At 47.3% G+C, this 15,342-nt stretch carries 10 protein-coding genes and 1 pseudogene; 3 read left to right on the top strand and 8 right to left on the bottom strand.

Annotated features, from left to right (window positions below):
• Positions 1–79: 79 nt before the first annotated feature.
• From EYR25_RS04800 to rppH, 5 genes and pseudogenes are all read right to left on the bottom strand, one after another.
• A pseudogene (locus EYR25_RS04800) lies at positions 80–592 on the bottom strand (thymidylate synthase); the annotation flags it as partial.
• Positions 592–1,398, bottom strand: coding sequence for a prolipoprotein diacylglyceryl transferase (gene lgt, locus EYR25_RS04795; protein WP_011717885.1), 807 nt, complete (start codon positions 1,396–1,398; stop codon positions 592–594). The pseudogene EYR25_RS04800 and the gene lgt, both read right to left, overlap by 1 nt.
• Before the next feature lie 45 nt (positions 1,399–1,443).
• Positions 1,444–2,244 carry a sulfite exporter TauE/SafE family protein gene (locus tag EYR25_RS04790; RefSeq protein ID WP_023266782.1) on the bottom strand — a complete coding sequence of 267 codons (801 nt, stop codon included), beginning with the start codon at positions 2,242–2,244 and terminating at the stop codon, positions 1,444–1,446.
• Positions 2,245–2,302: 58 nt separating this feature from the next.
• Positions 2,303–4,537, bottom strand: coding sequence for a phosphoenolpyruvate--protein phosphotransferase (gene ptsP / locus EYR25_RS04785; protein ID WP_133178694.1), 2,235 nt, complete (start codon positions 4,535–4,537; stop codon positions 2,303–2,305).
• A gap of 23 nt (positions 4,538–4,560) precedes the next feature.
• A complete protein-coding gene (rppH, locus tag EYR25_RS04780; protein WP_039977936.1) occupies positions 4,561–5,085 on the bottom strand; it encodes an RNA pyrophosphohydrolase in 525 nt (174 codons plus the stop codon).
• 690 nt (positions 5,086–5,775) lie between these two features.
• Between rppH and mutH the strand changes: the two genes are divergently transcribed.
• Both mutH and EYR25_RS04770 read left to right on the top strand, forming a co-directional pair.
• On the top strand, positions 5,776–6,447 hold the full coding sequence (gene mutH, locus EYR25_RS04775; protein ID WP_133178693.1) for a DNA mismatch repair endonuclease MutH: 672 nt from the start codon (positions 5,776–5,778) through the stop codon (positions 6,445–6,447).
• 123 nt (positions 6,448–6,570) lie between these two features.
• On the top strand, positions 6,571–7,638 hold the full coding sequence (locus EYR25_RS04770; RefSeq protein ID WP_023266778.1) for an adenylate/guanylate cyclase domain-containing protein: 1,068 nt from the start codon (positions 6,571–6,573) through the stop codon (positions 7,636–7,638).
• A 55-nt stretch (positions 7,639–7,693) separates the two neighbouring features.
• Here the strand turns inward: EYR25_RS04770 and oxyR are convergent, their stop codons facing one another.
• The 3 genes from oxyR to mnmL form a co-directional block, all read right to left on the bottom strand.
• Complete coding sequence (oxyR, locus tag EYR25_RS04765) at positions 7,694–8,605, bottom strand: hydrogen peroxide-inducible genes transcriptional activator OxyR (protein ID WP_023266777.1); 912 nt, start codon at positions 8,603–8,605, stop codon at positions 7,694–7,696.
• 218 nt (positions 8,606–8,823) lie between these two features.
• A complete protein-coding gene (locus EYR25_RS04760; RefSeq protein WP_023266776.1) occupies positions 8,824–9,189 on the bottom strand; it encodes an Hpt domain-containing protein in 366 nt (121 codons plus the stop codon).
• A gap of 185 nt (positions 9,190–9,374) precedes the next feature.
• Positions 9,375–10,304: a tRNA modification radical SAM protein MnmL/YtqA gene (mnmL, locus tag EYR25_RS04755; RefSeq protein WP_133178692.1), complete on the bottom strand. Its 930-nt coding sequence runs from the start codon at positions 10,302–10,304 to the stop codon at positions 9,375–9,377.
• A 587-nt stretch (positions 10,305–10,891) separates the two neighbouring features.
• On the opposite strand from mnmL, the gene gltB reads away from it, so the two are divergent.
• Positions 10,892–15,340 (top strand): glutamate synthase large subunit, encoded by a 4,449-nt coding sequence (gene gltB / locus EYR25_RS04745; protein WP_133178691.1) that lies wholly within the window; start codon positions 10,892–10,894, stop codon positions 15,338–15,340.
• Positions 15,341–15,342 lie beyond the last annotated feature (2 nt).

Raw genomic sequence — 15,342 nt, 5'->3', positions numbered from 1 at the left:
GGAAAAATATCTGTTAGGTGTTGTAATCTTGATGTTAATGTAGTACGGACTGTGCAGTTTTTTCAGTGTCGGATAAAAAGAACACATCACAGCTGCGCTGGTACAGCTGACAGGATAATTTGCCATCGGCAACATAGAATTGGAAAAAGGCATGGCAAGGTGCCAGCGCCATTTTATCCAGTTCACCCACGTTCCATGCCGACACAATTAAACGACGTGAATCGGGTTGAGATTTGATTTGTGCGATCACCTGAGCGATTTGATCAATAGCATCGCCACTTTGGGTCGGCCAGCTGCGCCACTGCGCGCCATAAACTGGGCCTAAATCGCCGTTTTCATCGGCCCATTCGTCCCAAATACTGACTTTATTATCACGCAGATAAGCAATATTGGTGTCGCCCTTTAGGAACCACAATAGCTCATGAATAATCGAGCGCATATGGCACTTTTTGGTGGTCACTAAGGGGAAGCCCTTACTCAAATCGAAACGCATTTGATAACCAAATACCGAGCGAGTGCCGGTGCCGGTGCGGTCTGATTTATCCACACCTTCGGCTAAGATGTGCTTCATCAAGTCTAAATACTGTTGCATTACTGCTTACCCTCTGGACGAAGAATTAAATATAAACCGAAGAGGATCATCGGCACAGAGAGGATCTGCCCCATCGTCATAAAGCCCCAGTAGAGACCTAACTGCGCATCGGGTTGTCTTACGGTTTCAACTATCACACGGAAAATCCCGTATCCGAGTAAGAACATGCCAGATACTGCGCCGACTTTCTTCGTTCGTTTACTGAACCAATAGAGGAGCAGGAATAATGCCACCCCTTCAAGGGCGAATTGATAGAGTTGAGATGGGTGACGAGGTTCTGGTCCACCACTTGGGAACACCATGGCCCAAGGGACATCGGTGACACGGCCCCACAACTCACCATTGATAAAGTTACCTATACGACCCGCCCCTAAGCCAATGGGCACCACGGGCGCCACCATATCTGCGACCGCAAAGAAGGTACGCTTTTGCTTCCAGGCAATATAAATCATGGCAGTAATCACCCCCATGAGACCACCGTGGAAAGACATGCCACCTTCTGAAATCTTAAACAAATACATTGGGCTAGCGAGGAAGTAATCGAAATGATAGAAGAGCACGTAGCCGATACGGCCACCTAAAATCACCCCTAAAAAGCCGTAAAACAGCAGATCGGAAACCTGTTCCCTCGACCATAAACCATTGGAGCGGTCCGCCTGACGATTGAGTAACCACATGGCGGCGACAAAGCCAACTAGGTAAGTAAATCCATACCAACGCAGGGCGGGTTCAAAGGTTTGTCCAAAAATATCAAAGGGACCAAACTTCACGATCACGGGATCGATATTGGGAAAATTCAATGCCATAACTTATCCATCAACAGCCTCAAATCGAGGGCTAAACACTAAACATCAGCTCAGAATTAATTTGAGACCGACACACAGGAGTAAAAGTGCAAATATTTTTTTAAGGACTGAGGTAGGCCAAGTGCTTGCCGCCTTAACGCCTACTGGAGCCATTAAAATTGAGGTTATTATTAAGCCAAACAGCGCAGGTAAATAGATATACCCTAAGGTACCTTCAGGGAGATCCGGCGCGTTAAAGCCCGCGATTATATACCCTAAGCTGCCCGACAAGGAGATTAATAATCCGGTCGCAGCTGAAAATCCCACCGCTAGGCGCATCTGTAAACCAAAATAGGTTAAAAAAGGCACTAACAAGACGCCGCCGCCAATCCCCATTAATCCTGCAATCGCAGCAACAATCACGGCCACCACAAACAAAATCATCGAGTTTGGCAGTTCTCGGTTCGATTCAGTTTTAAAGGGATATGCCATTTGAATCGCCATTAACATCACAAATATCGCAAACCCTTGTCTGAGGGTCGCCGCAGGGATTTGTTCAGCAATAAAGCCTGACATTAAGGCGCCGAGAATAATCCCCGGGAACATGGTTCGAAACAATCCCCAGGGCACATTACCGCGTTTATGGTGCGCTCTGGCAGAAGAAATCGAGGTTAAAATAATCGCCGCAAGAGATGTGGCAATCGCAATATGGGGTAACTGAGCCGAAGTGATGCCAACCGAAGGTAAGATATAAAGCAGTGCGGGCACGACAATTAAGCCACCACCAATGCCCAATAACCCCGCCATAAAACCGACAAACGCGCCTAAAGCCAAGCAAATAAAGAACACCGACAGCAAACTATCCACACGGGTACCTACAGCGTGATTAAGTGAAGCCTTAGCTTAAAGCAAAAGGCGCGATTAGTTAATTAAGAATTGTGGCTAATCCCTGCTGCGTTAAATATTCTTTAACCAACTCACGCACTTGGAAACCGTTCGACAGACTTAAGGCCTGCGATAAGAGCTGCGTCAAATCGGCGCGGGACACTCGGCGAAGCAGGTAATTAATCCGCGCTAAGCTGCCTTGGTTCATACTCAATTGATCGTATCCCATCGCCACCAGCAGAATAGCCCCCATGGGCTCGCCAGCTAATTCACCGCAAATACTGATATCGAGTTGATGATAATCGCAATCGAGCCGAGCCTGGTGCAGTGCCCGAAGAATGCCAGGATGATAACTATCAAACAAGGAACTTACCCGTGGATTGTTCCGATCAACCGCGAGTAAATATTGGGTCAAATCGTTACTACCGACCGACACAAAATCGACGCGTTTTGCCACTTCATCTAACTGATATAAGAGCGCTGGAACTTCGAGCATAATGCCAATGCGCGGCATTTCAATCAGATTGTTTACATCGTTTTTAAGTTCAACATAGGCCTGCTCTAGATAGGCTAAAGCTTGGTCAATTTCATCTAAGTTACTGACCATAGGCAGTAAAACACTGAGCTGCTTACCCTCTGCGCCCGCTTGTAACATTGCTCTTAACTGCACGAGGAATAGCTCCGGATGATCCAATGATAAACGGATACCACGCCAGCCTAAGAAGGGGTTATCTTCTTTGATCGGGAAATAAGGCAGCGGCTTATCGCCCCCCACATCCAAGGTACGCATCACCACAGGGCGTCCCGATGCCGCCGATAACACCTGCTGATAGACTTTTACCTGCTCGGACTCACTCGGAAAACGCTGCTGCAACATAAAAGGAATTTCAGTGCGATACAGCCCGATACCATCGGCACCTTCGGCAATTTCAGAGGCGACACCGCTCAGTAACCCAGCGTTAAGGCACAAACGAATACGCACACCATCCAGCATAACCGACGGCAGGGCTAACTCCTGCGCATATTGGCGTTGCAATGCCTTTTGCGCCGAAATCAAACTGCGGTATTCGCTAACAATTGCAGGCGATGGCGACACCATTAATTGCCCACGGCTGGCATTGACCACTAACAGCTTCTGGTCAATATCGGCCGACAACAACTGCTCGACGCCAGTAATCGCAGGAACGCCCAGTGCGCGCGCTAAAATGGCCGCATGGGAGTTAACGCCCCCAAGTTCAGTGACAATCCCGGCTAATTTTTGTCGAGGGAATTCGGCGAGCATGGTGGCATCCGCTTCCCGGGTCACTAGAATCACCGGCTTATCGGGTTCAAGCTCTAAACGCTCGGGTTCGATTAACTGCCTTAATACCTTTTGCCCAAGGTCACGAATATCACTCGCCCGCTCCTTGAGGTAAGGATCTTCCATCGCCAAAAACTGTTGAATATAACGCAGCGAAACCCGGCTGATCGCCGATTCGGCTTCCCAGCCCTGCTGCACCTCACGGGCATATTCGCCACCTAGGCTGGCATCATCAAGCAGCAGCTGCAAAGCGTTGAATATTGAGGCAACTTCCTCATCCTGCTCACGGTCGAAACGTTGGGATAAGGCACCAATAGCCTCTTTACAACGTCCCATCGCCGCCACTAAGCGGTTGGATTCGAGGGCAATATCCTCACAGCGTACATCGGGCTGCTCTAGGGAAATCTCGCCACCGAGTACCAAAGCGTGGGCAATAGCGATACCGCTGGATGCTGAGGTGCCTTGAAATAAAATCTGTTGATGCAGCGAGCTGACCTGTGCCTTTTGCTTTAACCCTCGAATCGCCATAGCGAGCTGCGCGGCCAAGGTCATTAAAAAGGCTTCTTCGCCTTCGCTAAATTGTCGCGCGCTGGCCTGCTGTACCACAATTACGCCGACGACGGCTTTTTGGTAAATTATGGGCACAGCTAAAAAGGCACGGTATTCTTCTTCAGCGACTTCGGGGAAGAGTTTAAAGCGTGGGTGCAAACGGGCATCGGCAAGATTTACTGCTTCTTCACGTTCGGCGGCCAAGCCAACCAAGCCTTGAGTTAGCGGCATACGTACACGGCCAACGGCAGTCTTTTCAAGTCCATCGGTTGCGGATAAAACGAGTTCTTGCTGCTCTAGGATATAGACTGAGCAACATTGAGTTTCCATCGCCGCCTTGGTCGATGAAACTAGGACTTCTAATGCGGTCTCTAAGCTGTGGGCGGATGCCACAGCTTGTGTAATATCCCTGAGCGTATTTAACACTGTTTTCAATCCTCTTTTGAAAATCAGCCCGTTGCCTTTTGTCTTACCCGCTTCCTTGGAATTTCCTGGGTCTGGAATGACAATGCCGTTACCGCAAACTCTTTCATGACCTTACGGTAAACATCACGCTTAAATGAGACAACCTGCCTCACGGGATACCAATAACTTACCCAACGCCAATCGTCAAACTCTGGGTGGCCTGAAGAACTTAAATTAATCGCACTATCTTGGCTTTTGAGTTGTAACAGAAACCACTTTTGCTTTTGACCAATACACACAGGCTTACTGTCCTGCCTCACTAAGCGTTTGGGCAAGCGATACCTCAACCAAGAACGGGTCGAAGTTAATATAGTGACGTTCTCGGGTCTTAAGCCAACTTCCTCATACAATTCACGGTACATCGCCTCTTCGGCCGACTCACCATCATCTACACCGCCCTGAGGAAATTGCCATGAATGTTGTCCGAATCGTCTGGCCCACATCACTTGACCGTATCTGTTACAAATTATTATGCCCACATTTGCGCGAAAGCCGTCGCTATCAATCACATGGACTCCAAATAAGGATAACTTTTAATAAACTGATTGTTTCACAAAGCCAGTCTCTCAGCAAACCTCTATTTACAGCTATTTTTTGGATAAATTCCCCCTACTTATTCTTTTATCAACAATCCGCGTACTTTTTACTTGGGGATATCCACATTTTCTGTGGATATCTCTGTTTGAAACCCGAGTAAACTGGGTATATCGTTTAAAAAGTAGCAAGTATCTCTCTCCCCCCAATTAACCTAAAAACAAATTAAAAATAAAAATATCATATAGTTGAAATTATTTTTATTTAAGGAAAACTATCAAAAACCACAAAAGATTACTTTTTAACCAAAAATAAAATCTGCCATTCCCTCTTAGTAACACTAAAATGTTATACACAGAGCACCCCCTAAATTACCCACATTACCGTGAAAAAATGCCACATTTCACCATTGACTCACGATTTTCAATCGGTTAAAGCCCACAGAATTGCAAGTTATCCATAATATCTGTGGATAAATATGTGAGAAACGCAAGGGAAAGCCGAGAGTAACTTTGGACACTTTAAGGTTAATTTGGCCAAAACCCATTAACCAACTTAAAAATCAATAAGTTAAACCAAACCATCTCTGAATAAATTTATCCATTTTTAACTGCCCAATTTTTAACCTTATTTGCTAAGCACCTATTTTCCAGTAAAATTCGCCTATGAAACCGATAATCCCCCCTCAAAATTTGAGCGAACTGCTCGAGCGCGCCAATATGATGGCCGGCATCTCTTTGGCTCAAATTGCTGCTCACCGTGGGATTGTTGTGCCTAAGGATCTGAAGCGAGATAAGGGTTGGGTCGGACAACTCATTGAAATGGAGTTGGGTGCGACTGCGGGTTCAAAACCCGAGCAGGATTTTCTCCACCTCGGTGTTGAGCTAAAAACCATTCCCATCGATAGCAAAGGCAAGCCACTAGAAACAACCTATGTGTGTGTGGCGCCGCTAACTAATATCGAAGGCTTAACCTGGCAAGACAGCTTAGTGTGTCACAAGTTGCAGCGTGTACTCTGGGTACCCGTTGAGGGTGAGCGGCATATTCCTGTGGGAGATCGTAGAGTGGGCACCCCCATATTGTGGGAACCCGATCTCCAAGAACAAAGATTACTGCAACAGGATTGGGAGGAGATAATGGAACTTATCGCCTTAGGTAAAGTGGAAAAACTCACCGCAAGGCATGGCGAAGTGTTGCAACTGCGCCCTAAAGCCGCCAACAGTAAGGCGTTAACTCAAAGTATTGCCGAAGACGGCAGCTTAAAAATGACCAATCCACGGGGTTTCTATTTAAAGACCGCTTTTACCGCCATGCTATTAAATAAGGTATTTGGTTAAATTTTCGTAGCTATATAACGTTGGATTGATCCAGATCACAAATATCACTGGCACTCTAGTGATGATTTTCTATAAACTACGGCATCCTGAATTATACCGTCGTATTCGGATACAAAACCCGTTGTGAGAGCACGTAGACAAGCGAAAAAACTTCTTTTTGCGATATTAGCTTGGGCGATAGCCATGGCTGCATTCGTTTTTTTCCGATATGCACAGTCGCCAGAGTTACCACAATGGGCTGTTGGTTCGGCCGATCTCGCGACGCTTGCCGTCTACATGGGCATCATCTTTGGCAGCTTACATTGGATGTCTAACCTAATCACAGACTTTAGCGCCATTAATCGCCTCCCTTATATTTTTTCAGTCATTTTTAAAGGCTTATTTCTATTGCTTGGCGCAACAACCTTAGCCTATATGACACAGTTCCTGAATATGTGGGCCATTGAAAACCATATGTCGACCCTAAGACAAATGCTCACGGCGCATATTCTCTATAGTCCTTCCTTCCAAGCACTAATCGTCTATTTAGTCGTAGTGCGTGTCAGTTTAGCCTTTGTCGAACAAATGGCACTCTTGGTTGGGCCACGTATTTTGCTCAACATTGGTTTAGGTAAGTACCATAAACCACGATACGAACAACGTTTATTCCTCTACCTAGATATGGTCGCCTCGACAACCCACGCTGAGTCCCTAGGTGATTATCGTTTTAGTCGTCTTATTCAGGACAGCTTTAGCCTACTGTCGGATACTGTAACCAATAACGAAGCCGAAATTTACCGTTATATGGGCGATGCCGTATTGATCCACTGGCCGTTAGAAGAAGGCGTGGTGCACGACCGCTGCATGAATATCTATTTTGAATTTAGCCAGCAGTTAAATTGGCAGCGACGTTACTTTGAAGAGCACTATGGGTTTGTGCCTAAATTTAAGGCGGCGGCGCACTGTGGACAAGTGGTTGCTGCAGTTGTTGGGGTGCAAAAACAAGAAATTAGCTTCTTTAGTGATGTGCTAAATACCTTAGCCAGACTTCAAGATCAGTGTAATCCTTTGGGGCAACGCATGCTGATCTCTGGTGCGCTGGCGGGTAGGCTCGACAATCCCAATAGCGAATACCGCTTAACCAATTTGGGTCCAGTCAAACTAAAGGGGAAACAACACTCGATTGAAGTGTTTGGTGTTTCCCCTCGTTAAACTCTCTGTTTTAACCTGCTGAACTCTTTATTTTCACTCGTAAAAATTACAACGATTATTCCATTTCTTTGCTTAAGAGCTTTTGGATAAGCAAACCTAAGGTACGGAAGGTCAAAATCCGACTGGTTGTTTGTCGCCAAACTAAGCCGATATCGCGATAGGGCGCTTCACCGGGCGGTGTCATCACCACAAGGTCGGTATCATTTAAAATGCCCGCATCGATCGCCATTTGCGGTAAAAAGGTAGTCCCCAATTTACTATTCACCATTTGCACTAAAGTGTGCAGACTCGTCGCGGCAAAGGGGTTCACTTTCGCGCTATCACCCAATTGACAAGCCGTAATCGCATGCCCTGTAATGCAGTGTTCACTTTGCAGCAGGAAGATACTCTCATCGGGCAGTGTCTGATAGTCGATAGGTTGATGAATACCACCCACTAAGTCTTTATGGATCACCATCTTAAAGGGGTCTATTCCCACTTTCATGCTGTGGTAACCACTGGTATCCACGGGTAAGGCGAGAATGAGTAAGTCCAACTCCCCTTTACCTAAGGCATCGAGCAAACGCTCTGTGGTATCTTCTTTGAGCAATAGACTCATCGCCGGATAGGCTTGCTGGCATTGTTTGACTACGCTGCTTAATAAAAACGGCGCAATGGTTGGAATACAACCCAAGCGAATATCCCCCGTCATGGGTTCGCCCTGATTTTTCACCAATTCGACTAAGTCATCCACGTCAGTAAGAATTTTTCGAGAACGTTGCACCACTTCTTCGCCGATTGCGGTGAACATAAAGGATTTGTGATCACGTTCAATTAACTGGTGACCAAGTTGCTCTTCAAGATTCTGGATCCCACTCGACAGCGTAGATTGGCTAACAAAACACACCTTAGCGGCGCGGTTAAAATTCTGCTCCTGATGAAGATTCACCAAGTAGTATAGATTTTTGAGGCTAGGTAAATTTTTCATTTAATCGATTGCCACTAAGATTATGAATTAATAAATTTAATCAACTCTAGCATAAGTTATCAACAAAAACGCGGCTAAATTGCTCAATTGTGTGAGCAAAATCGATTTTCAATCAAAGGAAAACGTAAGATAGCGCTTACTGAGAACAAACGGAGGGGATAAAGACTGGAACTGAGGTTATCGAGGTGCAACCCAAAGCTGCACCTCTATTATACTAACTAGGCTTTAGCCTGTAGGAATTGCTTTAATTGCTGGAGATCGGCACTTGCAAATTCAACAATTTGCGCAACCCAAGTCCCATGTTCAGCTTCCCAGCTCGCTTCTTCGCCATGTTGGAGTAACTGGGCAATTTGCTGAATACGTTTTAAACCAACGGAACCTGCAGCACCTTTAAACTTATGGGCTTCAGAGCATAAAGTATCCTTATCAGCAGCTTCGTTAGCCTTGACTAGATTTCCTACGTACTCAGGCATTAATTGCTCAAATAATACCACGCTTTTTAGCAGAGTTCCGGCACCAATCGCACTGCAATACTGTTCTAACGTATTGAGATCTAGGATTGTTTCTAATTCAACTGTGGCCATCTAGGCCTCCCTTAAGTAGTCCAATGCTTAAAACAAGTTTATGACATGATACCCACTAAAATTGTCAGTGCAACTTATAGCAGCATTTGTGGTCAAAAGAAGTTTTATTTAACAAAAAATCAACTATATCAAACACTCTCAGCGATAAATCGATAGCAAATGAATCCCTTCATGCTATATGGCTATTATGGTCGCGCTAATGCAGCCCCTTGTCCACCCTTACGCTTAAGATCTTCAACTATCGCCACTAAACCATTCCAACGATAACCGCACCAATCGGGCGCGAGTAGTATTGGTTTTTTCGCATAGGCGGTCACCCGATGAAAAATCACTTCTTTAGGTGTATGGCGAACTAGCTCGCCGACACAAGCAGCATACTCTTCGATACTGAGCAAAGGTAAGCGTCCTGCTCGCCAAGCTTTCGCCATCGAGCTACCCTCGACGACATGTAATGGATGTAGCTTTAAGCCATCGACGCCCTGCGCCAGCACTGCTTGCAGTGTCGCCATATAATCGAGGTGAGTTTCACCGGGTAAGCCTAAGATAAGGTGAGTACAGACTTTTAGGCCTCGGCTTCTGGCCCGTGCAACCGTATCGCAATAGCAGGCAAAATCGTGCCCGCGGTTAATCTTATGCAAGGTCTTATCGTTGGCGGTTTGTAGCCCAAGCTCCAACCAGACATCGACGCCCTTTTGCTGGTAGCTGGCTAATAAATCGAGAACCTTGTCTGGCACACAGTCGGGACGCGTACCGACACACAAACCTACAATCTCACTGTCTTTGACCGCTTCATCGTATTTGGCCATTAACACTTGATACTCATCATAGGTGCTCGTATAGGCCTGAAAATACGCAATAAACTTGTCCGCATTCAGCTTAGGTTTCGCCTCTTTATATCGGGCTTTACCTTGTTCTAGCTGCTCACTGATGCTAAGCGTTTCCGCCTGTTGATAGCTAAAAGACGCCACATTACAAAAGGTACAACCGCCACGTCCCAGAGTGCCATCGCGGTTAGGGCAAGTGAATTTGGCATCGATAGTCAGCTTGCGTAAGCGCTCGCCGTATTTAGCCTTACACACGGCACCGAATGTGTTTACGTATGCATCGAGCCCCATTAGCTCGCCTGCCAAATTTCATATCGTTTCATTAAAATTAACCAAGATAAAATCACAAAAAAGAAGGACTAAAGACGTGTGTTTAGATGAAAAAACTCATGATAAACAAAGCGAGCATTGATTTCTTGGTGGTAAATCAAACTCCCGTTAGATTCACAGCATCAAAGCTCAAAACCTGAGTCATTGCTCACAGCGTCTTTACACTCCGTGATTTCACTCACAAGCAAACAGAATAACAATTCACTTATTTTATATTTTTATACACGCACTGTATTTGCAATAAAAATCACTATTTCTAAATCAAAAACAATCGCCCTCAATGTTACATTTTAGTAACCCCATCGTTTTTCATTTTTTAAAATTCTTTTTATTCATAATGTTATACAGCACTTCAATCAGTTGACGTTAACGTCAAGTAATTGTGTTTTGTGTATGAAACATGAATGAATACCCATATTTTATGCAAATTTTTGGTTTGACCTTTGGTTAATCTCAGGATAATTTGGGTGGTTCGGGTGCATATCTATAGAAAGTCTTTACATTTCTCCCCGAGTAGTAATTTCGTTGAGGTCAAGGGAGGTTTTTGTATGAGCTTATATCATCCCAGTTTTGAGCGGGACAATTGTGGTTTTGGCTTGATAGCACAAATGGATGGCGAAGCCAGCCATCGTATCGTGCGCACCGCCATCCATGGCCTCGATCGCATGAAACACCGTGGCGGTATCGCCTCTGACGGTCGAACTGGGGACGGCTGTGGTTTATTAATGCAGCTACCATTGCAATTTTTTGAAGCCGTTGCCGCGGAAAATGACTGGCACCTGAGCCGCAAATTCGCCGTGGGCATGTTGTTTTTAAGCCAAGATGAAGAACTGGCCGACCAAGCCAAGTTTATTCTCGAACGCGAACTTGAGCGTGAAACCTTAAGTATTGCTGGTTGGCGTAAAGTCCCCGTCAATCCAGAGGTATTGGGTGAGATTGGTAAATCGAGCCTGCCGCAAATCTATCAAGTACTGATCAACGCCCCGATTGGCTGGCGTGAGAAAGATCTTGAGCGTCGCCTCTACATGGCCCGCCGCCGATTAGAGCAACAAATTACTGACGATAAAGACTTTTATGTCGCGAGTCTTTCAGGCCAAGTCATAGTCTACAAGGGCTTGATGATGCCTGCCGACTTGCCCGCATTCTATCCCGACCTTGCCGATATCCGTTTGAAGAGCTCTATTTGTTTATTCCATCAACGCTTTTCAACCAATACTTCACCTAAATGGCCACTCGCTCAGCCCTTTAGATATCTTGCCCATAACGGCGAGATCAACACTATTACTGGTAACCGCCAATGGGCCCGTGCCCGTGCCTACAAGTTTAATTCACCACTACTGCCCGACTTACAACAGGCGGCACCCTTTGTGAATGAAACAGGCTCCGACTCATCCTCTCTCGATAATATGCTCGAGATGTTGCTCTCAGGCGGTATGGACTTATACCGCGCGATGCGTTTGCTTATTCCGCCAGCATGGCAAAGTAACCCAGAGATGGATGATGAGCTAAAAGCCTTCTATGACTTTAACTCCATGCATATGGAGCCTTGGGATGGCCCAGCGGGTATCGTCATGACCAACGGCCGCCACGCCGCTTGCGCGGTGGATCGTAATGGTCTGCGTCCATCACGTTATGTGATCACTAAAGATCGTATCTTAACCCTCGCCTCCGAAGTGGGCATTTGGGACTACGCCGCCGATGAAGTGATTGAAAAAGGCCGTGTCGGCCCGGGTGAGCTGTTAGTGTTAGATACACTCAATGGCCGTCTGTACCAGTCATTCGAAATCGATAACGACCTTAAGCGTCGCCACCCCTATAAAGAGTGGATGGCCAAAAACAGTCGTACTTTGGTCCCAGCCGAGCAGTTGGCAACGGAGCAACATGGCGCTAGCGAATTAAGCCCAGAGCAACTGCTGCAATACCAAAAGCAATTTGGCTACACCCGTGAAGAGCTTGAACAAGTGATTTGGGTGCTGGCAAAACAAGGCGAAGAAGCGACTGGTTCCATGGGCGACGATACGCCAATGGCCGTATTGTCGAAAAAATCACGCTCGCTCTATGACTATTTCCGACAGAAATTCGCTCAAGTCACTAACCCGCCTATCGATCCGCTGCGTGAAAAGCACGTGATGTCTCTGGCGACCTGTATCGGCCGCGAGCAAAACCTCTTCAATGAAACCACTGGTCATGCCTATCGGGTGATGTTTAACTCACCGATATTATTATTCAGTGATTTCAATCAATTACTCGGATTAGATAGTACTTACTATCGCGCCAATATCGTCGACTTAAACTACGAACCGAAGGAAGGCTTAGAACACGCGATTCGCCGCATCACCTCGGAAGCCGAACGTTTAGCCCGCAGTGGCACTACACTGCTGATTTTATCAGACCGTGCGATTGATAAATCGGCGCAGGTGATACCGGCGGCCATGGCGGTTGGCGCAGTACAACAAATGCTGGTGAGTAAGAGCCTGCGCTGCGATACCAACATTATTGTTGAGACCGCATCGGCACGGGATCCGCACCACTTTGCAGTGTTACTCGGCTTTGGTGCTACGGCGATTTACCCGTATCTAGTGTATGAGTCAATCTCAGATCTGGCGAAACGCCATCAACTGACCGACACCACGGCACTGATGCTGAACTTCCGTTACGGCATCGAAAAGGGCCTGCGTAAGATCATGTCCAAGATGGGGATCAGCACCGTCGGCTCCTACCGTTGTAGCCAACAGTTTGAGGCCATTGGTATTGCCAGTGATGTAATCGAACTCTGCTTTAAAGGCGTGGTGAGCCGTATCGAAGGCGCCAGCTTTGAGGATATCGCTCAAGATCAAGCGTTGCTGCATAAGGCCGCTTACCGCGCCCATGTGCCACTACCACAAGGCGGTTTACTCAAATACGTGGATGGCGGTGAGTACCACTGCTTCAACCCAGATGTGGTCAACACGCTGCAGGCATCCTTAATCGACAAGAATTTTGCGACCTACAAGAAGTTCGCCGAATTAGTCGATAACCGCCCAGTCGCCACCCTAAGGGATTTGATTGGCATTAAGGCTGACCAAGCTGCGATTGAACTGGATAAAGTTGAAGCAGCCAGCCACTTATTCCCGCGCTTTGACAGTGCGGCCATGAGTATCGGCGCCCTAAGCCCCGAGGCCCATGAGGCATTAGCCATTGCCATGAACCGTTTAGGTGGCCGCTCTAACTCAGGTGAAGGTGGTGAGGATGCGCGTCGCTTTAACACCGAGCGTAACTCGGCGATTAAGCAAATTGCCTCGGCACGTTTTGGCGTAACCGCCCATTACCTAGTCAACGCCGATGTGTTGCAGATTAAGGTTGCCCAGGGCGCAAAACCCGGTGAAGGCGGACAACTGCCAGGCCATAAGGTGAGTGTAGAAATTGCAGGGCTGCGCCACGCGCGCCCAGGTGTAACCTTGATTTCACCACCGCCACACCATGATATTTACTCTATCGAAGACTTAGCCCAGCTGATTTTCGATTTAAAACAAATTAATACCAAGGCACTGATCTCCGTGAAATTAGTGTCTGAGCCTGGTGTCGGCACTATCGCCACAGGTGTAGCAAAAGCCTACGCCGATATGATCACTATTTCTGGCTACGATGGTGGCACAGGCGCGAGCCCTATCACCTCGGTGAAATACGCTGGCAGTCCATGGGAGCTCGGCCTTGCTGAAGTACATCAATCTCTGGTAGAAAATGGTCTGCGCCATAAGATCCGCTTACAGGTCGATGGCGGCCTAAAAACCGGAACCGACGTCATCAAGGCAGCCTTACTCGGCGCCGAGAGCTTTGGCTTCGGGACTGTACCTATGATTGCCTTAGGTTGTAAGTACCTGCGTATTTGCCACCTAAACAACTGCGCAACCGGTGTTGCAACTCAGGACAAAAAACTGCGCGATAACCACTACCACGGCTTACCAGAGCGAGTGATGACTTACTTTGAATTTGTCGCCGAGGAAGTGCGCGAGTGGATGGCAACCCTAGGGGTCAGCAAGTTCGAAGACTTAGTGGGCCGCAGTGAGTGGCTACACACCTTAGAAGGCCAGACCGATAAACAACGTGGACTCGATTTAGCGCCAATTCTGTATCAGCCTAAGGTCAGAGCCAGTACGGCTCGTACGTGGCAGGAAACCAATCCACCAGCGGATTTAGGTTTACTCAACCAACATCTGCTCAACGAGTGCCAGAGTGCGGTCGATAAGGGCGAGTGTTTCGATGCTGCTTACAGTATCAACAACACCGACCGCTCTGTGGGCGCACGTCTATCGGGCTATATCGCCACCACTCTTGGTGTTAAAGGCACTAAGGCCCCAATTAAACTCAGTTTTAACGGCAGTGCTGGCCAAAGCTTTGGGGTATGGAACAGCCCTGGCCTTGAACTTAAGCTCTGCGGTGATGCCAACGACTACGTCGGTAAGGGCATGTCGGGCGGCAAAATTGTGATTTATCCACCGCTAGGGAGTCCGTTCCAGAGCGAGCGCAGCGCGATTGTCGGTAACACTTGTCTATATGGCGCGACGGGTGGACGCTTCTTCGCCGCGGGTCAAGCAGGTGAACGCTTTGCGGTACGTAACTCGGGCGCCATTGCCGTAGTCGAAGGTTTAGGCGATAACGGCTGCGAATACATGACCAGCGGTATCGTAGTCGTGCTCGGCAAAACTGGGGTCAACTTCGGTGCGGGGATGACAGGCGGTTTTGCTTATGTTTTCGACCAATTTGGCCGCTTTAACCGCCGTGTGAATAACGAGCTTGTCGATACCCAAAAACTCGAGTCACCGATTCATCAACAGCATTTGAAAGGCTTAATTGAAGAGCATGTGGCCGAGACTGGCAGTGAGCACGCGAAGATGATCTTAAGCGACTTTGCCAACTGGTTAGATTGCTTTGTTTTAGTGAAACCGAAAAATATCGCCGTTGCAGATCTGCTCAAATTAGAGCAATCGAGCCCGGAACTAGCAGTTAAAGCGGGGTAATA

The sequence above is a fragment of the Shewanella decolorationis genome (assembly GCF_004354305.1).
GTDB lineage: Bacteria > Pseudomonadota > Gammaproteobacteria > Enterobacterales > Shewanellaceae > Shewanella > Shewanella decolorationis.
The sequence above is the reverse complement of the archived record's forward strand: the minus strand, read 5'-3'. Positions and strand labels throughout refer to the sequence as shown.